Annotated in this window: 22 protein-coding genes and 1 tRNA gene; 11 read left to right on the forward strand and 12 right to left on the reverse strand. The window is 68.6% G+C overall.

Going from position 1 to position 20,251, the window contains the following annotated elements; translation table 11 throughout:
- The first annotated feature begins 175 nt into the window (after positions 1-175).
- Positions 176-700, forward strand: a complete 525-nt coding sequence (locus tag QSK18_RS02325; RefSeq protein ID WP_232808227.1) for a helix-turn-helix transcriptional regulator — start codon at positions 176-178, stop codon at positions 698-700.
- A 35-nt stretch (positions 701-735) separates the two neighbouring features.
- On the forward strand, positions 736-1,389 hold the full coding sequence (locus QSK18_RS02330) for a nucleotidyl transferase AbiEii/AbiGii toxin family protein (protein ID WP_232808228.1): 654 nt from the start codon (positions 736-738) through the stop codon (positions 1,387-1,389).
- A gap of 30 nt (positions 1,390-1,419) precedes the next feature.
- Here the strand turns inward: QSK18_RS02330 and QSK18_RS02335 are convergent.
- The 6 genes from QSK18_RS02335 to QSK18_RS02360 all read right to left on the reverse strand — a co-directional run bounded on the left by QSK18_RS02335 (position 1,420) and on the right by QSK18_RS02360 (position 4,380).
- Positions 1,420-1,492 (reverse strand) — tRNA-Lys (locus tag QSK18_RS02335).
- A gap of 240 nt (positions 1,493-1,732) precedes the next feature.
- Positions 1,733-2,524 (reverse strand): hypothetical protein, encoded by a 792-nt coding sequence (locus QSK18_RS02340; RefSeq protein ID WP_285616437.1) that lies wholly within the window; start codon positions 2,522-2,524, stop codon positions 1,733-1,735.
- The gene (locus tag QSK18_RS02345; protein ID WP_285616438.1) at positions 2,524-3,066 is read right to left on the reverse strand and encodes an RNA polymerase sigma factor; all 543 of its coding nucleotides are present in this window, start codon (positions 3,064-3,066) and stop codon (positions 2,524-2,526) included. The genes QSK18_RS02340 and QSK18_RS02345 overlap by 1 nt, the downstream gene beginning before the upstream one ends.
- A 195-nt stretch (positions 3,067-3,261) precedes the next feature.
- Positions 3,262-3,531: a toll/interleukin-1 receptor domain-containing protein gene (locus QSK18_RS35825; RefSeq protein WP_352396456.1), complete on the reverse strand. Its 270-nt coding sequence runs from the start codon at positions 3,529-3,531 to the stop codon at positions 3,262-3,264.
- Positions 3,532-3,587: 56 nt separating this feature from the next.
- Positions 3,588-3,929 (reverse strand): hypothetical protein, encoded by a 342-nt coding sequence (locus QSK18_RS02355; RefSeq protein WP_285616439.1) that lies wholly within the window; start codon positions 3,927-3,929, stop codon positions 3,588-3,590.
- A gap of 184 nt (positions 3,930-4,113) precedes the next feature.
- A complete protein-coding gene (locus tag QSK18_RS02360; RefSeq protein ID WP_285616440.1) occupies positions 4,114-4,380 on the reverse strand; it encodes a hypothetical protein in 267 nt (88 codons plus the stop codon).
- A 150-nt stretch (positions 4,381-4,530) separates the two neighbouring features.
- Between QSK18_RS02360 and QSK18_RS02365 the strand changes: the two genes are divergently transcribed.
- The gene (locus tag QSK18_RS02365; protein ID WP_232808234.1) at positions 4,531-4,974 is read left to right on the forward strand and encodes a GNAT family N-acetyltransferase; all 444 of its coding nucleotides are present in this window, start codon (positions 4,531-4,533) and stop codon (positions 4,972-4,974) included.
- Between the two features lie 105 nt (positions 4,975-5,079).
- On the opposite strand, the gene QSK18_RS02370 is transcribed toward QSK18_RS02365, so the two are convergent.
- Genes QSK18_RS02370 through QSK18_RS02380 form a run of 3 tightly spaced genes read right to left on the reverse strand, consistent with a single transcriptional unit; the run spans position 5,080 to position 7,801 of the window.
- Positions 5,080-6,498 carry an FtsX-like permease family protein gene (locus QSK18_RS02370; RefSeq protein WP_285616441.1) on the reverse strand — a complete coding sequence of 473 codons (1,419 nt, stop codon included), beginning with the start codon at positions 6,496-6,498 and terminating at the stop codon, positions 5,080-5,082.
- The gene (locus tag QSK18_RS02375) at positions 6,495-7,178 is read right to left on the reverse strand and encodes an ABC transporter ATP-binding protein (RefSeq protein ID WP_285616442.1); all 684 of its coding nucleotides are present in this window, start codon (positions 7,176-7,178) and stop codon (positions 6,495-6,497) included. Before QSK18_RS02375 ends, QSK18_RS02370 begins: the two co-directional genes overlap by 4 nt.
- 2 nt (positions 7,179-7,180) lie before the next feature.
- The gene (locus tag QSK18_RS02380; protein WP_285616443.1) at positions 7,181-7,801 is read right to left on the reverse strand and encodes a PadR family transcriptional regulator; all 621 of its coding nucleotides are present in this window, start codon (positions 7,799-7,801) and stop codon (positions 7,181-7,183) included.
- A 130-nt stretch (positions 7,802-7,931) separates the two neighbouring features.
- Between QSK18_RS02380 and QSK18_RS02385 the strand changes: the two genes are divergently transcribed.
- The 7 genes from QSK18_RS02385 (at position 7,932) to QSK18_RS02415 (ending at position 16,622) form a co-directional block, all read left to right on the forward strand.
- Positions 7,932-8,423, forward strand: a complete 492-nt coding sequence (locus tag QSK18_RS02385) for a hypothetical protein (RefSeq protein ID WP_285616444.1) — start codon at positions 7,932-7,934, stop codon at positions 8,421-8,423.
- Positions 8,423-9,763: a hypothetical protein gene (locus QSK18_RS02390; RefSeq protein WP_352396457.1), complete on the forward strand. Its 1,341-nt coding sequence runs from the start codon at positions 8,423-8,425 to the stop codon at positions 9,761-9,763. Before QSK18_RS02385 ends, QSK18_RS02390 begins: the two co-directional genes overlap by 1 nt.
- Positions 9,760-11,103: a VWA domain-containing protein gene (locus QSK18_RS02395; RefSeq protein WP_232808240.1), complete on the forward strand. Its 1,344-nt coding sequence runs from the start codon at positions 9,760-9,762 to the stop codon at positions 11,101-11,103. Before QSK18_RS02390 ends, QSK18_RS02395 begins: the two co-directional genes overlap by 4 nt.
- A 23-nt stretch (positions 11,104-11,126) precedes the next feature.
- Positions 11,127-12,248: an ATP-binding protein gene (locus QSK18_RS02400; protein WP_232808241.1), complete on the forward strand. Its 1,122-nt coding sequence runs from the start codon at positions 11,127-11,129 to the stop codon at positions 12,246-12,248.
- Positions 12,245-15,085: a DUF5682 family protein gene (locus tag QSK18_RS02405; protein WP_285616446.1), complete on the forward strand. Its 2,841-nt coding sequence runs from the start codon at positions 12,245-12,247 to the stop codon at positions 15,083-15,085. The genes QSK18_RS02400 and QSK18_RS02405 overlap by 4 nt, the downstream gene beginning before the upstream one ends.
- A 340-nt stretch (positions 15,086-15,425) precedes the next feature.
- On the forward strand, positions 15,426-16,169 hold the full coding sequence (locus tag QSK18_RS02410) for a hypothetical protein (RefSeq protein ID WP_232808243.1): 744 nt from the start codon (positions 15,426-15,428) through the stop codon (positions 16,167-16,169).
- A gap of 72 nt (positions 16,170-16,241) precedes the next feature.
- A complete protein-coding gene (locus QSK18_RS02415) occupies positions 16,242-16,622 on the forward strand; it encodes a VOC family protein (RefSeq protein WP_232808244.1) in 381 nt (126 codons plus the stop codon).
- A 479-nt stretch (positions 16,623-17,101) separates the two neighbouring features.
- Here QSK18_RS02415 and QSK18_RS02420 read toward each other — a convergent pair whose 3' ends face one another.
- The 3 genes from QSK18_RS02420 to QSK18_RS02430 all read right to left on the reverse strand — a co-directional run bounded on the left by QSK18_RS02420 (position 17,102) and on the right by QSK18_RS02430 (position 19,533).
- Positions 17,102-18,070 carry a hypothetical protein gene (locus QSK18_RS02420; RefSeq protein ID WP_232808245.1) on the reverse strand — a complete coding sequence of 323 codons (969 nt, stop codon included), beginning with the start codon at positions 18,068-18,070 and terminating at the stop codon, positions 17,102-17,104.
- The gene (locus tag QSK18_RS02425) at positions 18,067-18,600 is read right to left on the reverse strand and encodes a SigE family RNA polymerase sigma factor (RefSeq protein ID WP_232808246.1); all 534 of its coding nucleotides are present in this window, start codon (positions 18,598-18,600) and stop codon (positions 18,067-18,069) included. The genes QSK18_RS02420 and QSK18_RS02425 overlap by 4 nt, the downstream gene beginning before the upstream one ends.
- 93 nt (positions 18,601-18,693) lie before the next feature.
- On the reverse strand, positions 18,694-19,533 hold the full coding sequence (locus QSK18_RS02430; protein ID WP_285616447.1) for a hypothetical protein: 840 nt from the start codon (positions 19,531-19,533) through the stop codon (positions 18,694-18,696).
- 139 nt (positions 19,534-19,672) lie between these two features.
- Here QSK18_RS02430 and QSK18_RS02435 point away from each other — a divergent pair, with 139 nt between their 5' ends.
- On the forward strand, positions 19,673-20,215 hold the full coding sequence (locus QSK18_RS02435) for an SMI1/KNR4 family protein (RefSeq protein WP_285616448.1): 543 nt from the start codon (positions 19,673-19,675) through the stop codon (positions 20,213-20,215).
- Positions 20,216-20,251: the final 36 nt, after the last annotated feature.

Raw genomic sequence — 20,251 nt, forward strand, 5'->3', positions numbered from 1 at the left:
GGACGGGCTGAAGCGCAGGTCCATCAGAACGGGCGAACGCAGCACAGCCCATCGGTGCAGGTGCTCGAGGTGGACATCTGGTCCCATGTGTACACAACGCTCAAGGCCGGGATCGAAGCAATGACCCCCGCCCATAAAGCCTTGGTAGTATCCGATCGGATACATAGGAGGTGTCATGGCCAACCTGATCGCTCAGGCCCGCGCCGCCAGCTCCCTGAGCCAGGACGAACTTGCCGGCCTGTCCGGTACATCACGGCCGACCCTGTCCGCATACGAGAACGGCCGCAAGTCTCCGTCGCTGAGCACCGCGACCCGCATAGTGGAGGCTTCGGGATTCGAACTGCGACTGGCCCCCACAATCACCTTTCGCCAGGTGACCACGTCCCGAAACCGCGTACTCACGGTTCCGGACCGCCTATGGCGGCTGGCCGTCGAGCAGGCCCTTGCCGAGGTCACCCTGCCCTTGCATCTGAACTGGTCGGCGCCGGGCCAGGTGTTCAATCTGCGGGACCGAAATCGCCGGGCCCGGGTCTACGAAGTCGTCCTGCGCGAGGGGATGCCCAAGGATTTGCTGACATATGTCGACGGCGTGCTCCTCGTGGACCTCTGGGACGACCTGGTCCTGCCTCGGGAACTTCGTGAGGCATGGAACCCGGTGATCGAGCGACCCCTCGAGACAGATATTCATCTGGCCTCATGAGCAGACCCCACGGACTCACGCCAAGGCAGGAACAGGTGGCCGAGATCTTCTTCGCACTGCCGGAGAGTCGCGGCTTCCTCCTTGCGGGAGGCGCGGCCCTGGTGGCCGCGGGCCTGTCTGAACGCAGCACAGAAGACCTCGACTTCTTCACCGCGCCAGCAGCGGGGAACGTGCAGGCAGCCAAGGCAGCGCTGCTGCAACGCGCCGGCGACCTGGGCTGGGGCTGGGAAGAACTCCAGAACGCCGAAACGTTCTGCCGCATCGTCCTACTCACGCCAGGCCCGGAAAGAGTTCTGGTCGACTTGGCACTCGACTCAGCTCCGGGACGCCCGGCAGTCGTGAGCGTGCTCGGACCATCCTACGCACCGGAAGAACTGGCAGGCCGCAAGACCGTGGCGCTCTTCGACCGGGCCGAGTCACGCGACTTCTTCGACGTCTACACCCTGGCCAGCAGGTACGGCCGTGACCAATTGCTGACCTGGGCAGCAGATGTGGATCCGGGATTCGACCGTAGCGTCTTCATCGAGATGCTCGGCACGCTACGCCGCATCCGCGACGAGGATCTCCCGACCACCGAAGAGGAGGCGTCTGCTCTGCGCACCTTCTTCAGCCAGTGGTCAAAAGACCTGACCGATGACATCAAACAGCACGGCTCCGGAGCGACGGCAGGACCTCGCCCTCCTAGCTGACCAGAGCCGTGATGCTCTGGCCCGTCTCTGTGGGCCCCCGGGGGATCGAACCCCGAACCCGCGGATTAAAAGTCCGCTGCTCTGCCGGTTGAGCTAGAGGCCCGTGGGACGACGCCGACCCACCCCCCAACCTACGGGAGGAAGAACCGGTCGGCAGGCGACCGGGGCGCGATCCCTCCCACAGATTACCGTGCGGTAGTCCGAATGGTTGGGCTACTCGTCAGTCAGATGCCTCAGGAGGGCCGAACCGGCCCTGTCGGAGTGGTTGACGCGGGCACTTGCCCACGTTCGGCTGTCTTACGTTCACTCAGAGGTGTCACCTGTCGTACGAGTGCGCCGTGGATCACATCGGGGAGACGTCGAAGTCCTGGATCGGCTCGACCCGGCTGGTGCCGTCCTTGAGGGTGATCTTCACGTCGGGGTTCGGCGGGCCGTTCTCGAGCAACTGGCCGAGCAGGGTCTTCGGCCGGCGTTCGGGCCACCAGGCGGCGAAGAAGCCGTCCATCAGAGTGGCCTCGATGTACACGCCGCCGGCATCGAAGCTGACAGCAGCGACGTCGCCGCCCACTCGGCCGGTGGCCACGTACTGAACCCCGGCGAACAGATCCACCGACATCACGCTGTTCGTGGCCAACCCGTCAGCGGATGAGGGCATCGGGGTGACGGGCCCCGAGATCGACTGACCGCTGCCCTCGAAGTTGGCTGGTAGCGGCCGCTCGTCCGTGGCCAGGCAGGTCACTTCCCGAAGGCCGTCGGCCGAGACCAGGTAGGCCATGCCGAAGTGCTCGCCACGGGATTCCACGATGCGCGCTTCGTACTCCTGGCCTGGCCAGGAGTTGCACGCTTTCTCCCAGTGGGCCCACTCTGCGGCCGTCATCGGTTCGGGCTTGGCCGTCCAGTCCGCGATCGCGGCATTGCTACCTCCGAAGACTGGGGCCGCCACCACGACGACGGCGGCGAGGACAGCCGCCAGGGAGTAGCGCGTGCGGCGTTTACGTTTCGAGGCTCTCGCCTGACGACCCGGAGGCGTGGACGTCACCTCCGCAAAGGTGGCCGCGGCCTGCGGCGACAGGGCCAGGTCCTCGGTCAGGTGCTGGGCCGGGTCATGACGGCGCAACTGCTGGTCCAGGTTCATCAGGCGTGTCCTTCCGCGCTGGTGGTAAGGCTGCGGGGGCCAGCCGCGGGGGCGTGCGACAGGTGCTGTTCAAGAGCGCGGCGGGCGCGGCTCAGCCTGATCCGGAAGGCCACCGGTGAGATACCGAGCACGCGGGCGGCCTGGGCGGCAGTGAGCCCTTCCCACACCGAGAGGCTCAGGACCTCCTGCTGCCCCGCATTCAGCCGCCGCCAGGAATTCGTGAGGTCGACCGAGGTGGCCACCAGGTCGTCGTGACTGGTGGTTCGCTCAGGACCCGCTGTCACGATCCGCACCGACAGGGCCCGCCCGCGGCTGTCGGCCCGATGCTCGGCCATCAGCAGCCGCCGGGTGATGCCGAAGAGCCAGGCCCGTGCCTCGCCCAGGTCGTCGGGCAGGTCACCGAGGCGCTGCCACGCGATCGCGAAAGCCTCGGCGACCACGTCCTCTGCGCGTTCCGGCGGTTGCAGCCGTCTGACCACGAACCGGGTCAGATCGGCGTACGTCTCGAGGTAGACGTCCCGGAACCACTCGCTGTCGCTCACGCCCCTACATGTCACTCGGGTGCTCAACGTTTCAGGCCAGTTCGGTGCGCACGAAATCGTGCCCACGAGCGTCTTCAATCGGCCTCTGAACCAGACCGAATTGAGGACGTCGGTGCGCGCCGTTGCATTGCAGCGGCACGGTGCCATGTGGCGGGCTTGGTAAACGCATCGAGACCTGAACCTGGAATCCGCGGATCAAGAGTCCGCTGCTCCGCCGGTTGATCCAGAGGCCCAGGGGACGACGTCGGTCCTGTCACCGCGGATCGGCACCCTCACCACTGGGAGATGAGCCTCTTCGGCCTTGCTCACTTCAAATCGCACCCAGGGCGAGGCACGACTGAACTCGCTCTCAAGGAAGAACAGGCATCTGGACAGGCGAATGCCACCACAGATCTGAGGAATCAGGTTTTGGGAAAGATCCAGGCGCTCAATGTCGATCCAGTATTGCGTACGCCGCCTACGCATCCACCGCACAAGCTCATCCGCCGCCCGCCGGTCGTGCCATGAGTAGCTGATGAAAATCACGGCATGGGCGCGATCTGCCCCAGAGACCAGTTGCCGTCGCCCGCGTTCCTCACCACAGCCGCTCCAGGAACGAACTGCAGCGCCTCCGCCGTACGCCAGGCTCTGTCCGGTCCTTGGCGCTCGGTGGACATCTGGACCAGGCATCCACCCGTGTTACGCACCATCTCCTCCAGTTTCAAGGAGGTTCCTTGCGCAGTGAATGCCACCCCGGAGCGGGCCGAGACCCTGGCCGCGACTGCCGTGATCACCGAGAGCACGGCGCGCCGGAAGAGAAGACAGACCCCCAGCAGGACCAACCACGGGAAGTATCCGTCAAAGGCCTTGAGGAACTCGATCACTGCCTGGGGCTCCTACCTGAACAACCGACGTGAGCTTGAGCGATGAACTGACACGTTAGTTGAAGACGGGACCGTCGGAGCCCTATATGTACCAAATATTCATCAGAGCCCAGAGGCCAGTGCGTCGCCCCTCACTGCCCTCAGTGAACCCGGTGTTCAGGCGAGATCACCCAGGGACTTGTCTTCAGAACGGGTAGTCCGCCATCAGGCTGCCGAAGTTCTTGTACTTGTCCGGGTCGGTCGACCGGGCTTTCGCCATGCCGAGGGCCGCATGCCCGAGGCCGCTGACCAGGGCGACTCCCGCAGCGAGGATGGCCAGGCCCTGCCAGAAGAACGGGCTTCCCTCGAGCGGGCCGGTGCGCACGAACTGCAGAGCTGCGAGGGCGGCGGCGAGGGCAATGAACTCCGCGAGGTGGATGGCGAACCTGCTCCACGAAGGCTGCTGCGTCATGCCCATGAGCCTATGAGCGCGACCGGCACCAAACACCCGTCGCCGGGATGATCGTGGGCGATGCGACTTAAGTCGGACAGCAGCGGATTACGCGGCGGGGCACGGGCGGTCAGGCGTGTTCTCGGCGGACTCCTGCGCAAGGATGCCTCTATGCAAGCCGTCCCTGCCACCGCGGCCGACCGTCCGGCCTGGCTGCGGCTCGCGGCCGAGGTCGAGTACCTCTTCGGCCCGTTGGTCGGGGATCCGGGATTCGAGGCTGCACTGTCCCGCAACATCGATCGGGGTTCAGCGTTGTGCGTGCGAACGTCGGAGGGACTGGCCGGCGGGCTGCTGCTGTCCGCCCACCATCCGCTGTACCGGATCGGCTGGCTGGCCGTGAGTCAGCAGCACCGCAAGCAGGGTGTGGGCGCGTTGCTGGTCAGGACCGCAATAGGCACCCTGACCCGGGCGCCGGGGGCGGTCGAGGTGACGACCTTCGGGCCGGAACATCAAGGTAAGGACGCTAGCGGCTTCTATGAGCGTCTGGGTTTCCAGGCGACGGGCTGGGTTTCGGACGACGGTATGCGCGAGTCGTACGGATTGCGGCTGACGTGAAGCAGCCGGCACTGCGGTGACCTATCGAAGTGCTCCCTGCGGGAGAAACGTCCGGGGCACCTAGAGATCAGGCGCCCCGGACGTCCTCTGTTGGTTGATCTGTCGTTATGGCGTGCGAAGGTTTTCCGGCCCGGAACTGCTCCGGATCGCCGGGCCGACCGCCATGGTGGCGATCAGCGCACCCAGCACTGCGGCCAGGGCCGCAGAGCCCAAAGCGACGGGAAGCGTGGCGACGATCCAGACAATGTTCTGCCCCTCGTTCCTCAGCAGCAGTACGTATGCCGCCCAGCCCAACACCGCACCGATCATCGTGGGCGGGACTGCGGCGAGCATCAGCTGACGGCGGACAATTTTCGAGACCATGTTCGGTGAGGCCGCCAGGGCAACGAAGACCGCTGTTGCTCGGGCATTTTCCAGTACCTGTTCAGTCGCTCCCACAACGAGGGACGAGGTGGCTACCACGGCTGCCAGAAGAGCAGCAATTGCTGCGCCACCGCTTCCGTACAGGTAGAAGCCGTAGTCCTCGCGGTTCACCTGGGTGATGACATTCGCCACCAGAACCGGCAGGACACCGAACGTGACACCGACCGCCAGCATCACGCCCACACCCCGCCCCGGTGTGCGCACGTCGGCCAGGAGGCGCCGCGCGGCCAATGAGGTGAGTAGCCCTTGCCTTCGCGAGGCAATACGCGCAGTCAGCAGGATGAGCCAAGGTCCGCCGGTGACCGAAAGCGTCATGACAGCGGCAAAGACGATCATCAGCATGTAGTCCTGGTATCCCAGCGGCCCGATGAAGCACGCCACGATGACAATCAGAGAGACGACCGGCACGAGGGCGTCGAAGCGGGCGAGGGGGCGTGGCCGCCGACGAGTCAGACCCAGCGGCGAGACAGTGGCCGGGCGTGCTGTCAGCTGGGCGATCAGCCCACCGGCCGAGCCCAGCACGAGTACGAGACCGAGCCAGCCCAATATCACGGGCAATCCTGGTTGAGGAAGCAGTTTCGCGTTGTTGGGCATCGCGGGCCCGAGCAGCAGCCAGAGCAGGATGTACCCCGGTCCGGCAGCCAGCGCCCCTACGACGGCGGCCCGTGTCCCCTCCATCAGGGCCAGCCGCCGTAGGTCGCCTCTGGTGGCCCCGGCCAGACTCAGTGCAGCGAGTCTGCGTTCGCGGGCCGCCGTGCCGGTGCGCAACGCCTGCAGTGCAAGGAGGATGAACGGGACGACCAGCAGCAGAGCGCCGAACGTGGTGCCGGCTCGTAAGTCGGGCTGAGTCACGTAGTCTGCAAGGCCCGGCTGATATGGAGTTTCCGAGGGGGCCTGAGGGACGCAGTTGGTGGGGTCGCACGACATCGCCGCGTTGGGGTTGCCGTCGATGCTGAGCAGAGCCAGTGCGGCGAGCAGAAACACTCCGCTGCCGGCAACGCCCGCAGACATCCGGAAGGCACGCCGGCGGTCGGCGGCAGCCTTCGGACGCGACAACTGCCAGAAGACCTGGTGCGGACGGGTCGCTGTGCCGACACTCATGCGAGCACCGCCTCGGAGACGATTCTGCCGTCGAGAAGGTGGATCTCGCGATCGGCCCGGGCCGCGATCGAGTTGTCGTGGGTGACCATGACCAGGGCGGCGCCGCCGTTCCGGGCCTCTCCCAGCATCAGGTCGAGCAGTTCCCGGCCCCCGGCCGAGTCCAGGCTTCCGGTCGGTTCGTCGGCCAGGATCAGCTGCGGGCCGGTGATCAGAGCCCGGGCAACGGCGACGCGCTGCGCCTGCCCGCCGGACATCTCGGGCGGCGCCACGTCGCCGAGCGCTTCGGCACCGCACCGCTCCAGCCAGCTCGCGGCCATTTTGCGCGCTTCCCGAGGGTCGTGCCCCTCCAGCAGCAGCGGTAGCGCCACATTGTCCAGACCTCTGAGTTCCGGTACCAGCTGGCCGAACTGCAGCACCAGGGAGAGCCGACTGCGGCGCAGGCGGGCCCGGTCGTCGTCGGTGGTCTCGGCCAGCGAGCGGCCCATCAGGTACGCCGTGCCCGCCTGAGGCCGGATCAGCCCCGCCGCAACATGCAGCAGGGTCGATTTGCCGCACCCGCTCGGGCCGGTGACGGCCACGAACTCACCCGCCTGCACGCTGAGGCTGATGCCCTGCACAGCCACCGTACGGTGGTAGGCGTGCTGGATGTTCTCCAGCACGAGAACCGGTTGCTCGGACATGTTCATGCTCCTTCGCCGGACTGCGCATCGTTCACGAAATTGCCTGAGCCGTCGGCCGGATCGGGGAGGACCGGTCCGAGCAGAGCATCGACCGGCGGCGCGGGAAAGCGCCGGATGCGTTCGCCCGTGACCTCGAGCCATCGCAGATCGGCATCCAGGTGCTGACGCCGGTGATCGCTGGTGACCGCCCGGCCGAGGCTTTCGACCTCACCTCCGGTCCCAGGCTCCAGGGCTCGCATGGCCCGCAGGTGCACCGCTCGCTGCCGGGCGACCAGACCGGCCGGATCGGTGTGGAGACGATAGGCCGCCAGCGTCTTCCGGATCAGCTCGTCGGCCGGTGCACCGCCCGGCACGTCCGGGTCGACCGGTTCGCTCAGCCATTCCTGAGCACGCGTGCGGCCGACCGACGTGAGTTCGTAGACGGTGCGTTCCGGCCCCTCGGCCGTCTCGGTCTGGGCGACCTGGATGAGATCGTCCCGCTGGAGCCGGGACAAAGTCGAGTAGACCTGCCCGAAGGCCATCGGCCGCAGACCTGAGAACCAGTCGTCATAGGCTCGTTTCAGGTCGTAGCCGTGCCGCGGGCCAAGAATAAGGAGCGCGAGAAGCGCATCACCGGTGGCCATGGAACGACTATACACTCGATACATACACCGCGTGAATACTGCCGCGTTCGTCCCGGTGATCCGATTCTGTCGGTGGCTTCCGCTACAACTTCTTCCACCCGGAGGGGCCGGGCCGCGGAAGGCAGGGGTTGTGAAGAAGCTCGTAACCGATCCGGCGCGGGTCAGCGTGGCGCCTCAGGTGCCACCGGTACATCCGCGCAAGCTGGCCAAGGTGCCGTTCCTCGAACTGTCCGACGGGCGTCTGCAGGGGGTCGTGTCCAGCGGGTCCGACATCGAGCGGGTCTACGTCTCGTCGATCTCGGCCGGTAAGCACGGGCTCGACTGCTCCACCAACAACAACCGGCCGTGCGGCGGTCTGGGCAGCAGTCCCTGCAAGCACATCCAGGCGCTGCTGGCCGAGGCGGAGAAGCAGTTCGGCACCGAACGCGTGGCCCGCTACCTCAGCATCGAGGTGGCCCAGGGTCAGGAGCTGGCGGCCGGCCTGCGCCCCACTCGAGTGAAAGGCCAGGCCGCCGAGGTGTTCAGCAGCTTCCTGCGGCACCTGGCCTACCTGGAGGTGCCGGTCACCACCGAGCCGCTGCCTGAGCTGCAGTGGTTCCCGGCCGGGCAGGCGCAGCCGTGATCCTCGCCGAAGCCCTGAGCAGCCCGACGGCCGGCCTGGCCGAGGCATTGGCCCTGGTCGACGGGTTCGACGAGGTGCTCGTGCACGGTCTCGGCCGTCCCGACGAGAGCCATCTGCAGTCGCTCGCCGATCTGGCCGCGGTGTTCGCCGACTCACCGCTGGCCACGCCGGTGGCCGAGGCCGTGGCCAAGATCGAGGCCGGCTCGATCACCGACGAGCACCTGGTGGCCCTGGCCGGGGCGCGGACGGCGCTCCTGGGTGCGGCCCACGATGCTCTGCTGGCCGGGCTCGACCAGGCGCTGAGCCGCCCTCGGGCAGACCTGCCCGAAACCGCGCCCGGCTCCGAGGTGCCGGCCGGGATCCGTTCCTGGCTGCGCGAACTGGCCATCACCGGGTGGCGCGGCGTGGATCACGAGGTCGCGGCCGCCGGCGCCCGTCTGGTACCCGGCCTGCTCGAAGATCCGCGCCACCGTCGCCCGGCCGTGCTGATCGACGGGCTGGCCGCTGAGCTGAGGGCCGCGGCGCCAGTGGCCACGCAGCCGCAGGTCCCGGCCCGGCGCTGGGCCGATCTGTGGGGCCGGGCGCTACTGATGTCGCAGTCGCAGGCATCGGCCCGGGAGGTCAGCGGCCGTTTCCTGATCCTGGGAGCCGACCTGCGGGAACACCCCACCGCGTTCCAGGTCCAGGTGTACGGGCTGCTCGAAGAGGGAGAAGAGATCCGACTGGTGCGCACCTCGGTCACTGCGGCCAAGGTCGACACCATCACCGGCGCTTCCGCCTGGCACCTGCTCGAGGGCTTCCCGGTGCTGCTCGACGCCCTGGCCAAGCATCGCTCGGTCGAACTCGCGGGCGTCCCGCTGACCGCCTTCGGAGACCTGATCTGGGACGAGTCGCGCGCCTCGGCCGGTGAGGTCACCGATCCGTTCGCAACGGCCCGGGTCCGGTTGGCCGGGGCCCTGGCCGCGCCGGTCGCCCCGCTCGAACGCCATCCGGCAGCCATTCTGGAACCGGTTCTGCTGGAGGGCTACACCGTCTCCGACGGTGAGATCGATCTGGGCGGTCTTTCCCTGCCGATCGATCCACTCCCTGCGGCCGGTCCCCTCACCGCGGCCATGGTCGGGGCATCCACCACCTGCATAGCTCTGCTCCGGCACGATGCCGGGCGGTGGTCGGTGCGGCCTCTTGCGGTGCAGGCAACGGTGCGCAAGAAGGCGGTCGAGGCGCACACCGGCGACTGGGCGCTCGGCCCCACCGAGCCGAAGGCGGCCAAGGCCGAGGCGGTGGCCGGAGCAGCGGTCGAGGTCCTGCGGGAGCGGGCGGGAAGGTTGCTACGCAAATGAGCGAACAAGCGTCCGTTCCGGCGAACGCCCTCTCCGACAGCGCGGCCGAGAACCGTCGTCAGGTGCTCTACTGGCGGCTCCTGGCCCGGCTCTTCGATCCGGACGAGCAGCCTGCGCTCGAGAGCGCGAGCGTGGCCGTGGTCGAAGACCTCGACCTTCCCTCTGTGCTGCTCGACCCGGGCACCTCGGTGGACAACCTGGTCCAGCGCTTTCCCCACCTGCAGGCCGAGTTCGACGGCCTGATGGCTGAGGGCACCGTGGCCGAGGGCGAGAAGGCCGACGAGGTCCGGCGGGCCGCCCTGGTCTCGAAGCTCCTGCTCAACGTGTTCGCCACCGGTCAGGGCAACGTCACCGCCGGTCAGCTCGCCCGCTGGCAGGCCGACGCCGGCTGGTTCGAACGGGCCTGCGGTTTCGGCCCGGGCGAGATGCGGAGCCAGGGGCAGGGCAGCGGTCTGGGGCCGATGCTGGCCGGTATCGAGGGCGATCTGGTCAACCGCATGCAGCTGCGCGAGGTGCTGGCCGACAACCACCTGGCCGGCCGGCTCACCCCCAGCATGTCGCTGATCGAGCAGCTGCTGAGAGACAAGAGCAATCTCGACGGGGTGGCCCTGGCCAACGCCAAGGCGCTGATCCGCCGGTTCGTCGAAGAGGTCACCGAGGTGCTGAAGACCCAGGTGGCGCAGGCGAGCGCCGGCACGGTCGACCGCACGGTGCCGCCCAAGCGGGTCTACCGCAACCTCGATCTCGACCGCACGATCTGGAAGAACCTGCCGAACTGGAGCCCGGAAGACGAAAAGCTCTACGTCGATCGGCTGTTCTACCGGCAGACCGCCAAGCGCGTCACCCCGGCCCGGCTGATCGTGGTGGTCGACCAGTCCGGTTCCATGGTCGACTCGATGGTCAACTGCACCATCCTGGCCTCGATCTTCGCCGGGTTGCCCAAGGTGGACGTGCACCTGATCGCCTACGACACCCGGGCGATCGACCTCACCCCCTGGGTGCACGACCCGTTCGAGGTGCTGCTGCGCACCAGTCTCGGGGGCGGCAACGACGGGCCGGTGGCCATGGCCATGGCCCGCCCGAAGATCGCCGACCCGCGCAACACGGTGATGGTCTGGATCTCGGACTTCTACGAGTTCGACCGTTCGCAGCCGCTGTTCGAGGGGATCGAGGCGGTGCACCGGTCCGGGGTGCGCTTCATCCCGGTCGGCTCGGTCAACAGCTCAGGTTCACAGAGCGTCAACCCCTGGTTCCGTCAGCGCCTGAAGGACCTGGGCACACCGGTGATCTCCGGTCGCATCGGCAAGCTCGTCACCGAGCTCAAGAACTTCATCGCCTGAAACCGCTGAGGAGAGAATCTTTCATGAGTGACCTGCTGCGCGCCCCGGCCGAGGCCAAGTACGCCGAGGAGCTGGACTGGCTGGAGTCCGTCGACACCGGCACCAGGCCGTTCTCCTGGCGGCTCAGCCCGAAGATGGTGCGCACCTTCGTCCTCGGTTCCGAGCGGGCCGACGGGCTGGAGCGCGAGATCTCCCAGAAGTGGTTCGGCGACCGCAGCATCGTCGAGCGGGCCATCGTCACCCTGGCCTCCGACCGCGGTCTGCTGCTGATCGGCGACCCGGGCACCGGCAAGAGCTGGCTGGCCGAACTGCTGGCGGCGGCGATCAGCCGCAACTCCACCCTGGTGGTGCAGGGCACCGCGGGCACCACCGAGGACCACATCAAGTACTCGTGGAACGTCTCGATGGTGATCGCCAAGGGGCAGTCGCGCGAGTCGATGATCCCCTCGCCGATCATGACCGCGATGGAGGGCGGGGTGATCGGCCGCTTCGAGGAGCTCACCCGTTCCACCAGCGACGTGCAGGACGCCCTGATCTCCATCCTGTCCGAGAAGTACGTCTCGATCCCGGAACTGGACGACGACAACATCGTCTTCGCCAAGCCCGGGTTCTCGGTGATCGCCACCGCCAACAGCCGCGACCGGGGGGTCAACGACCTGTCCTCGGCGCTGAAGCGGCGGTTCAACTTCGTCCGGATCCCGGTGGTGACCAACAAAAAGAGCGAGACCGAGATCGTCCGGTTCCGCACCGAAGAACTGCTGCGCCGCCACGCGATCGACCTCGAGGTGCCGCCCACCCTGTTCGACGTCCTGCTGCAGAGCTTCGCCGACCTGCGGGCGGCCGCGGCGGCGGCCAAGAGCGACGACGAGAAGCTGGAGTCCGCGCTCTCCACCGCCGAGCAGATCGGTGTGCTGGAAGACGCGGTGCTGCACAGCACGTTCTTCGGCGAGAAGCAGCTCACCGCGCAGACCCTGGCCGGGTCGCTGGTGGGCTCGCTGGCCCGCCGCAGCCCCGAGGACCTGGCCATCCTGAACACCTATCTGCACGGTGTGGTCGAGCCGCGCAGCAAGGCCGAGGGTGACGAGGGCGGGCAGTGGCAGGGCTTCCTCGAGGGTGGTCGCCAGGCGATCAGCGCACTGTCATGAGCAGTGTCCGGAGCCAGGTGCCTGGTCACACCTTCGAGGCCCTGCGGGGGCAACTGCTCGACGCCGCGGCCACCTTCGCAGAGGGTCCGGCCGCCCTGCCGGAGATCCTCCAGGGCCTGGTCGACGACGTCTATCACTCCCTGGCCGAGCCGCTGGAGATCTTCCCGGTCTGCCACCACTCGCCCGCCTCGGCGCTGGCGATGGGCCGGCGGCTGCGTCAGAAGCAGCCGAAGGTGATCTACCTCGAGCTCTGCGAAGACCTACAGCCGTTGCTGACCGAGCTGCGCAACTGCCGGCTGCCGGTGGCCCTGCAGGCGTTCGCCTCCGACCTGCAGGGCTTTCCGGCCGCCTGGGGTCCGCTCAACGTGATCGCGCCGATCACCGAGGCCTCGGCGGAGTACCAGGCGATCGCCTATGCCCTCGAGACGCCCGGCGTGGAACTGGTTCTCGTCGACCGGTCGGCCGACCACGTGTTCCAGTGGCTCCCTCAGGAATCGGCCGACCAGCCCGACCAGCCCGACCAGGCGGAAGAGAACCTGCACGGCGATGCGGTCGGCGTCGAGATCGGCGACCTGCGGCCCCGGTTCGCCGAGCTCGAGCAGTACCTGCTGCACCACGGCAAGGTGCGGCACTGGTCGGAGTGGTGGGACCAGTACGTCGAGCAGCCGCTGGCCGACGCCGACCACGACACCTACCGCCAGGTGATGACGCTGATCGGCAGCCTCTTCCGGCGGCTCACCCCGGAAGACAGCGAGCGGCTGGCCTCCGACGAGGAGCGCGAGCGGTACATGTGGACGAGGATCCGCGCCCACCTCGCCTCCTCGGGCCTGGACCGGTCCGAGGCCCTGTACGTGTGTGGGGCCTTTCACGCCGTCAGCCGGGTCGAGGAGGCCGGGTCGACCCCGGGCACACCCGATCTGCAGATCAGCCCGCGCAGCGGCACCGAGTGGCTGTACGGCCTGATCCCGTCGAGCCACTCGTCGATCGAGGCGCAGTTCGGGCTCGCCCCCGGATCGGTCTCGATCGCCTCGGCCACCTGGGAGAAGTCGCTCAGGCGTTCGGGTCTTGCCCCGTTCCGCCTGGAGGGGCAGAAGGGCACGCGCCGGCGCTCCACCAAGGCGCTGCCCGCACCCGCCCCGGCCACTCCGGTCACCGACAAGCTCAGCGAGTACCTGGCCACCGCTCCTCCCGGAGGTGGCCTGGACGAAGACGAACTGCGCGGCTGGTGCGTCGACATCGTCCGGCTCGCCCGACGCAACGGCTACCTGGCCAGCACGGCCGATGCCATCGCGGTCTACCAGACGTCGGTGCTCCTGGCCGGGATGCGAGGACGGCTGCGGCCCACCCCCTACGACTTCCAGGATGCGGCGATCACCTGCATCGAGAAGGACGTGGTGCCGGGCCGGCGCGACGTCCGGCACCTGTGCGAGATCCTGCTCGGCGGCGACAAGGTGGGTCAGGTCGGCTACGACGCACTGCCACCGCTGGCGAAAGACGTCCACGACCGGCTCGCCCCGCTCGGCATCGACCTACAGTCCCGCACGATCCGGCGGGCCCTGATCGACCTGGTCGCCCAGCCCGAGCTGGCCGGCTGCTCCCGCCTGCTCTGGCGCCTGCAGTACCTGCTGCCCGGCCGGGCCGTCCGCACCGTGATGGGCTCACGGCGACTGGGGGAGAAGTCTCGGCAAGAGAGCTGGGACCTCGACCTGGGCCGCCAGCAACGCACCCTGATCGAGCTCGGCTACGAGGGCGTCACCGTCGAGCAGGTTCTGGAGCAGCGTCTACGGCGCTCGGTGCACGATCCGAAAGCCACCGCGGCCGACGCCCTGGGCGCCGTGGAAGACTCGCTGCGCCTCCTAGAAAGCCCGCGCCTCACCGACGAACTGGGCCTGCGTGCGGTCGAGCTGCTGGCCGCCGAGCGCACGGTCGACGATGCCCCACTCGTCCTCAACCGCATCCGCCGGCTGATCGCCTACTTCGAGAGCCCCGCCCATCCCGGCGGCCGGCTACCCACCTGGTGCCAGCAGTTCGTCACCGCCGGCTACGCCCACTACTGCACCCTGCTGCCCACCTCGTTCGCCGACGAGGAGACCGGCGTGCGGCAGGTGGCAGCCATGCTGGGCTTCCTGTTCAGCATGGAGGGCCTGGCCCTGAGCCGCGGCTGCGAGCGCACTCAGCTGGAGCTCGCGGTGCAGCAGTCCGCACCCCAGACCCCGGCCAAGACTGCACTGTTCTGGGCCGCACGCCACCAACTGGGCCACCTGAGCATCGGCGACCTGCGCGAGAAGTGCGACGAGCTCCTGGCCAACCCCCTCGTCGTCCCCAGTTTCCCGCAGTACGTGAGCGGTTTCGTACACGCCATGGAACCCGTCCCCCGCCTGTCCCCCTTCGTCGTCGAGACCCTCTCGAAGGCCTTCGCCCGCCTGCCCGACCCGGTGCTCCTCCCCTGGCTGCCCAACCTGATCACCACCCTGAAACAGGAAGCTGCCGAACTCGTCCCGATCCTCACCCGCGAGGCAGGACGCACGTTCCCGGGCCAACTACCCACCCTGGACTCCTGGACTGCCCCGTGGAACCGAACACAGGCACCAGTCCGCACAGGCCCCCAGGCACCGGCCGCCCAGAATCACCACCCGCTGGCCAGAAAGCTTTTGGACGCCCACCCCACCACAGCACTTGGAGTCGCCGGCCTGTTGGGGCAAGAAGGCGCCTGGACAGAGTTCACCGTCGGTAAAACGGGAGCTTCGGGCAGCATTTCGGCTGATGCCCCGGCGGGAAAGCTTTTCCGGGAGTTCCCAGCGTCCATGAGAGCGGTGGCCGACCTGCTCAGGGGATGAGTGGAGTAGGAGGATCCGGCCGGCCGCCGGGCTCAGGGCCCCGACCTTGGCACCGCTCTCGGTCTGCGGCTCGGGCTTGGGCTCCGGCCTTGGCTCGGGTCTCGGCTCCGAGCTCCGGGCTCCGAGCTCCGGGCTCCGGGCTCCGGGCTCCGGGCTCCGGGCTCCGGGCTCCGGGGTCCGGGGTCCGGAGCAGGGCACGTGCAGCCGGCGTCCTCCGCACCCGGCCGATTACGACCCGAACGGGAACCGTCCTTGCTCGGCGAGGCACCACCCCTTGGTCTTCGCATTTCGCTAGAAAGACCCCGGAGGGGCAACCACACAGCCAAGGAGGGGCGGGCAAGTGGCAGACAGGAACGAGCACAGCGAACGCGGAACGGCTCAGTCGAAATCAGTAGCTGTAAGCGCGAACAAGCTCGGAGAAGAAAGACCAAGCACGCCGACGCTCGGCTCACCGCAGTTGCAACAGCCCACCAACTCTCCCCAGCCCACCCACTTCCTGCAGACCCCCGGACTGCCGCAGTCCACACACTCCTCGCAGCCCGCCGAGCTGCCGCAGTCCACACACTCCTCGCAACACACCAAGCTGCCGCAGCCCATCCACTCCCCGCAGCCCGCCGACCTGCCGCAGCCCACCCACTCCCCGCAGCACAGCGAGTTCCGTCAGAGCAATGAGTTTCCGCAGGGCGACTGGGCGGACCTCCCTGAGGTTGCCTTCCTCGAACTGGCCGACGGGAGGCTGCAGGGCGTGATCCCGAGTGAGACAACACCGTCACGGGTCTACGCCTCCTCCATCACCGCCGGGGACCACGGACTGAGCTGCCGGTCGAACGACGATCTGGCCTGCGGCGGGCTGGGCGAGCGCACCTCCTGTCGGCACATCGAGGCACTCTTGGCGCAGGCGGTGAAGGAGTTCGGTGCTCACCGGGTGGCCAGCTACCTCGGCATTGAGCCCGCGGCGGGGCAGGATCTGGGCAATGGGCTGCATCCGACGCCGGCCCCCAGTCATGCATCAGAGGTGTTCAGCAGCTTTCTGCAGCACATGGAATACCTGAAAGTGCCGGTGAGACAGGCGCCTCCCTCGTAGCGGCCGGTCGCCGCGGAGCAGCCGGGCTCATAAGAGGGTGCACAGGCGCCGTCAACTCGTAGATTGGGGGCCATGCACAGGAGCCGATTCTCCACGCTGCTCATCGACGTCCCCCGCGACGAGGTACCCGCCGCCGCGACCTTCTGGTCTTCGGCGCTCGGCGTCCCCGCCACCCCCGTGCCTGGCGAAGAGCAGTTCACCAGTCTCAAGGGGGCATTTCCGGGGCTGGTGACGGCAATTCAGGCGGTGGACGACGCCCCGCGCTTCCACATCGACATCGAGACGGACGACCTTGACGCAGAGACGGACCGGCTGCTGGGGCTGGGGGCGGTGGAGGTGGGACGGTGGCTGGACTGCCGCACGCTGCGGGCACCGGGTGGCCATCTGCTGTGCGTGATTCCGGTGCACAGCGATCCAGAAGAGTTCCGGCAGTCGGCCACCGTCTGGCAATAGGCACCGGGCCCAGGGGCCGAGCCCACTACCGGGTGGCTTGCCAACAGGTCAGCCAGCCGGGGTCAGAGGACGGCCAGCGAGAGGGCCAGTGGCTCAGACAGCAGGGTCGGCGATGGGTCGGCGGCGGGTCGGCCCGAGGACGGCCAGCGGCTCAGACAGCAGTTCGGCCATCTGCTGTGTGATCCGGTGTACAGCGATCCAGAAGAGTTCCGGCAGTCGGCCACCGTCTGGCAATAGGCAGCGGGGCATCGGGCCGAGCCCGCCGCCGGTGCAGCCAGCCCAAGTCGAGGGACGGCTGGCGAGTCAGCCAGTGGGACGGCCAACGGCTCAGCCATCGGTTGGCCAGCAGTTCAACCGGCAGCCAGCCGGGAAACGACAGCCGCTCGGCCAGCGCGACGGCTAGCGGCTCAGTTGGCGAGACGGCCAGCCGCTCGGCCAGCAGGACGGCTAGCGGCTCAGTTGGCGAGACGGCCAGCGGTTCAGGGGGTCCAGACGCCCGCTGCCTCTCCCCCGCCCGGCGCCCACACCACCGCGCCCTTTCCCACAGGCTCGAACTCCAGCCGCGCGCTCGGCCCACCCACGTCTCCAATAGCCCAGGCGCCCCGCCAGGCTAGGGAGGGCCAACTGCCCTCGACCATTGCGTGCTGGGTGCCGTCGGCCGCGGCCCAGAGGAAGTCGTCGCCTCTGAGCTCGTAGTGGCCGGTGGCCGTGAGCACGACCCGGGCCTGAGCGGTCTCGCCGGCCCGGCCTACGTCGGACACGGTGACCTGGGCCAGCGGGCTGCGGCCCTGGTAGACGGCCACCGTGTCTTCTTGCTGCAGGTACCAGACCCGGTCGGTCTTCACCTCGGTGGGCGAGGTGCCCGCCCCGACGCTCCACACCGCCGCGGGCTGGCCCACCCCCGGCAGGATCCAGGCCAGCTCACCGTCGGACACCTCGCTGTAGGTAAGCCGCAGTTCCTTGGCCCCCTCCACCGTGACCTGAGGCCCGGCGTCGGTGGGTGCCACGTCTTCGCCCTCTCCGGCCCAGAAGAACCCTGCGGGGCTGAGGGTGAACGGGCCGTTTGAATCGACCGTCACCTCGACCGTGCCGGAGCCCTCTCGGCCCACGGTGACCGCCTCCAGCCTGACCCGGGCGAGCGGATCGCCGTCGCGGTAGACCATCACCGAATCGCCGTGCTGCTCGTAGACCAGCTCGGCGGGGTCCGGGGCGGTGACCAGCTCCGGCTCTTCGTCGGTCCAGCCCGTCCAGCCCGTCCAGATCGAGCCGGTGACCAGCCCGGCCAGCACCAGCCCGGCGCCGGCCGCGGCAGCGGTGCCGGCGTTGCGCCGCCGAACCCGGCGCTCGCCGCCGCGCACGGCGGCGTCGAGGTCGAACTCGGGCATCGCGGGCCCGGCCTCGTCCAGCTGTCGGAGGCGCTCCGGGAGGCGCTCGTCCGGCTCACTCATCGGGCGCCACCTCCAGCCTCTTCCAGGGACAACCCCTCATCGGCGAAATCGTCGCCCAGGATGAGCCGCAGCCGGGCCACCCCGTCGGAACACTGCCGCTTCACCGTACCCGGCGTGGTGCCCATGATCCGGGCGACCTCGGCGACCGGCCGGTCCTCCACGTAGCGCAGCACCACCGCGGCTCGCTGGCGGGTGGTGAGCCCGGCGAGCGCCCGGGTCAGGTCCATCCCCAGGTCGGCACCCGGCGTGGAGTCGTAGCCACGCTCGGGCAGCAGCGCGACGCAGTGCTCACGCCGCCACGAGCGGCGCCCCTCGTTGAGCACGTGCCGCAGCAGAACGGCCCGCAAATAGGCTCCCGGATGGTCGATCTCGTGCACCCGGGGCCAGGCCACGTACATCCTCTCCAGCGTGCCCTGCACGTAGTCGTCGGCCCGGTGCACATCGCCGCAGACGTGCAGCGCGAAGCGCCGCAGCCGGGGCAGCTCTCTGAGCGCCATCAGCTGGAAGCGGTCTTTCAGGTCCTGCCTCATCGTCCCCCACACCTCGACGGCGGCCCCACCCCCGGTCCGGGCCGCCGGGCAGACAGCATTCCCTCTGCCCGGCGACCCGCGAAACGCGGCAGGTCAGCCGATGCCCCAGGCCCCCGCCACCAGGTGGGCGCGTGGCGACCAGACCAGCCCGCCGGCGGCCACGTCGTCGTACTTCACCGTGATGCTGCGGGTGGTCTTCGGCTCCAGCGAGACCTTCTTGCCGGCCACCGGCTTGTGCCGGTCACCGTCCTGGTCGCTCCAGACGAAGGCCGAGGGCCGCAGCGAGAACTTCTGCACCGCCTCGACATCGAGCCGCACGCTGCCCTTGCCCTTGGCGTGCACCGCGGACTGGGCGGTGACCCGGGCCACCACCTTGCCCGCCTTGTACACCGACACCACCGAGTCACGCTGGACGTAGCTCGGCGACAGCAGCTGGGCCGCCCCCTTCGCCGTGCTCCCCTCGACCTGCCAGACCCCGACCGTGTTCTCCCGCCGCGGGGCCCAGACCACGTTGCCGTCGCGCACCCCGTCGAACCGGATGCTCACCGTGCCGGTGCTGCCGCCGGGCACCCGGACCTTGCGCACCGGGTTGAACGCCTCGTGGTCGCCCTTGGCGTCGGCCCAGAGGAACTGACCGGCCCGGAAGGCGAAGGTCTTGTGCGCCTTCACCTTCAGCACCAGCTTGGCCTGGCCGCCGGGGTGGGCCGCCGACTGGGCCTCGACCTCGGCCAGCACCTGACCCCCGCGGTACACCGTGACCACCTGGCCCCGCTGCACGTAGGCCAGCTGCTCAGAAGTTTGAGGCAGACCCGCCGCCTCATAGGGCGCAGCAGCAGCCACTGCCGAAGCCCCCGGCGCCACCAGCACCGCCCCACCGGCCAGTGCCGCGCACATGGCCAGAGCCGACGCCCCCACCGTGGTGACCTTCTTCATCGGTTCATCTCCCCTCGACCCGACAGCGAATCCGCTGTCGCCCGAAAGAACACGCCCAAGGCCCCTCCCGGTTGAGGCGGAGGGCCAAAAACTTTCAAACCCTCGCCAACCGCCCATGACCGACGAGATCATGAATCCCATGCGTCTCAGCAGCACCGCCCAGTGGCACGAGTTCCTGCGCGGCTTCTGCTCCCGGACGCGCTACGCCCCCAGCCAGGCCAACGGCGACAGCGCGCCTCTGCCCCTCGGCCAGGGCCCGGCCTGGCACGGCCGCCGGCCCGCCACCCCGGCCGAGGTCCAGGCCGCCGAGCAACGGCTGGGCCGGCCCCTGCCGCCCAGCCTCAGAAGCTTCCTGACCTGCAGCAACGGCTGGAGCAACGCAGACTCGCTGCAGGGCCTGCTCTCCACCACGCAACTGCGCTGGGCCCGCTCGCCCGAGCACGACCTGGTCGACGCCTGGAGCAGCTTCGAGGAGATCATCGAGGTGATCGCCGACTGCCTGGTGGTGCTGGACGACAGCCGCGGGCAGTACGGCCTGATCGACGCGGCGCGGATCAGCCCCGACGGTGAGTGGACGGCCTACGCCTGGGCGGCCGGCAGCGACGACCGCCCCCGCCCGTTCCCCAGCTTCTCCGCCCTGGTCACGTCCCTGGCCGGCACCAAGGACCGGGCCACCGCCTGAAGGCGACCGGCCCGACCAAGGTGCCCAAGGACGTCT

Source organism: Kineosporia sp. NBRC 101677, assembly GCF_030269265.1.
In the GTDB taxonomy this organism is placed as follows: domain Bacteria; phylum Actinomycetota; class Actinomycetes; order Actinomycetales; family Kineosporiaceae; genus Kineosporia; species Kineosporia rhizophila.

What these genes read in the sequence shown, in the direction of transcription:
- QSK18_RS02370 (WP_285616441.1), bottom strand. Translation starts at nt 6,498, where the DNA reads ATGAGTGTCGGCACAGCGACCCGTCCGCACCAGGTCTTCTGGCAGTTG.
- QSK18_RS02395 (WP_232808240.1), top strand. Translation starts at nt 9,760, where the DNA reads ATGAGCGAACAAGCGTCCGTTCCGGCGAACGCCCTCTCCGACAGCGCG.
- QSK18_RS02430 (WP_285616447.1), bottom strand. Translation starts at nt 19,533, where the DNA reads ATGAAGAAGGTCACCACGGTGGGGGCGTCGGCTCTGGCCATGTGCGCG.
- QSK18_RS02425 (WP_232808246.1), bottom strand. Translation starts at nt 18,600, where the DNA reads ATGAGGCAGGACCTGAAAGACCGCTTCCAGCTGATGGCGCTCAGAGAG.
- QSK18_RS02405 (WP_285616446.1), top strand. Translation starts at nt 12,245, where the DNA reads ATGAGCAGTGTCCGGAGCCAGGTGCCTGGTCACACCTTCGAGGCCCTG.
- QSK18_RS02365 (WP_232808234.1), top strand. Translation starts at nt 4,531, where the DNA reads ATGCAAGCCGTCCCTGCCACCGCGGCCGACCGTCCGGCCTGGCTGCGG.
- QSK18_RS02325 (WP_232808227.1), top strand. Translation starts at nt 176, where the DNA reads ATGGCCAACCTGATCGCTCAGGCCCGCGCCGCCAGCTCCCTGAGCCAG.
- QSK18_RS35825 (WP_352396456.1), bottom strand. Translation starts at nt 3,531, where the DNA reads ATGCGTAGGCGGCGTACGCAATACTGGATCGACATTGAGCGCCTGGAT.
- QSK18_RS02420 (WP_232808245.1), bottom strand. Translation starts at nt 18,070, where the DNA reads ATGAGTGAGCCGGACGAGCGCCTCCCGGAGCGCCTCCGACAGCTGGAC.
- QSK18_RS02360 (WP_285616440.1), bottom strand. Translation starts at nt 4,380, where the DNA reads ATGACGCAGCAGCCTTCGTGGAGCAGGTTCGCCATCCACCTCGCGGAG.
- QSK18_RS02400 (WP_232808241.1), top strand. Translation starts at nt 11,127, where the DNA reads ATGAGTGACCTGCTGCGCGCCCCGGCCGAGGCCAAGTACGCCGAGGAG.
- QSK18_RS02435 (WP_285616448.1), top strand. Translation starts at nt 19,673, where the DNA reads ATGCGTCTCAGCAGCACCGCCCAGTGGCACGAGTTCCTGCGCGGCTTC.
- QSK18_RS02340 (WP_285616437.1), bottom strand. Translation starts at nt 2,524, where the DNA reads ATGAACCTGGACCAGCAGTTGCGCCGTCATGACCCGGCCCAGCACCTG.
- QSK18_RS02380 (WP_285616443.1), bottom strand. Translation starts at nt 7,801, where the DNA reads ATGGCCACCGGTGATGCGCTTCTCGCGCTCCTTATTCTTGGCCCGCGG.
- QSK18_RS02415 (WP_232808244.1), top strand. Translation starts at nt 16,242, where the DNA reads ATGCACAGGAGCCGATTCTCCACGCTGCTCATCGACGTCCCCCGCGAC.
- QSK18_RS02375 (WP_285616442.1), bottom strand. Translation starts at nt 7,178, where the DNA reads ATGTCCGAGCAACCGGTTCTCGTGCTGGAGAACATCCAGCACGCCTAC.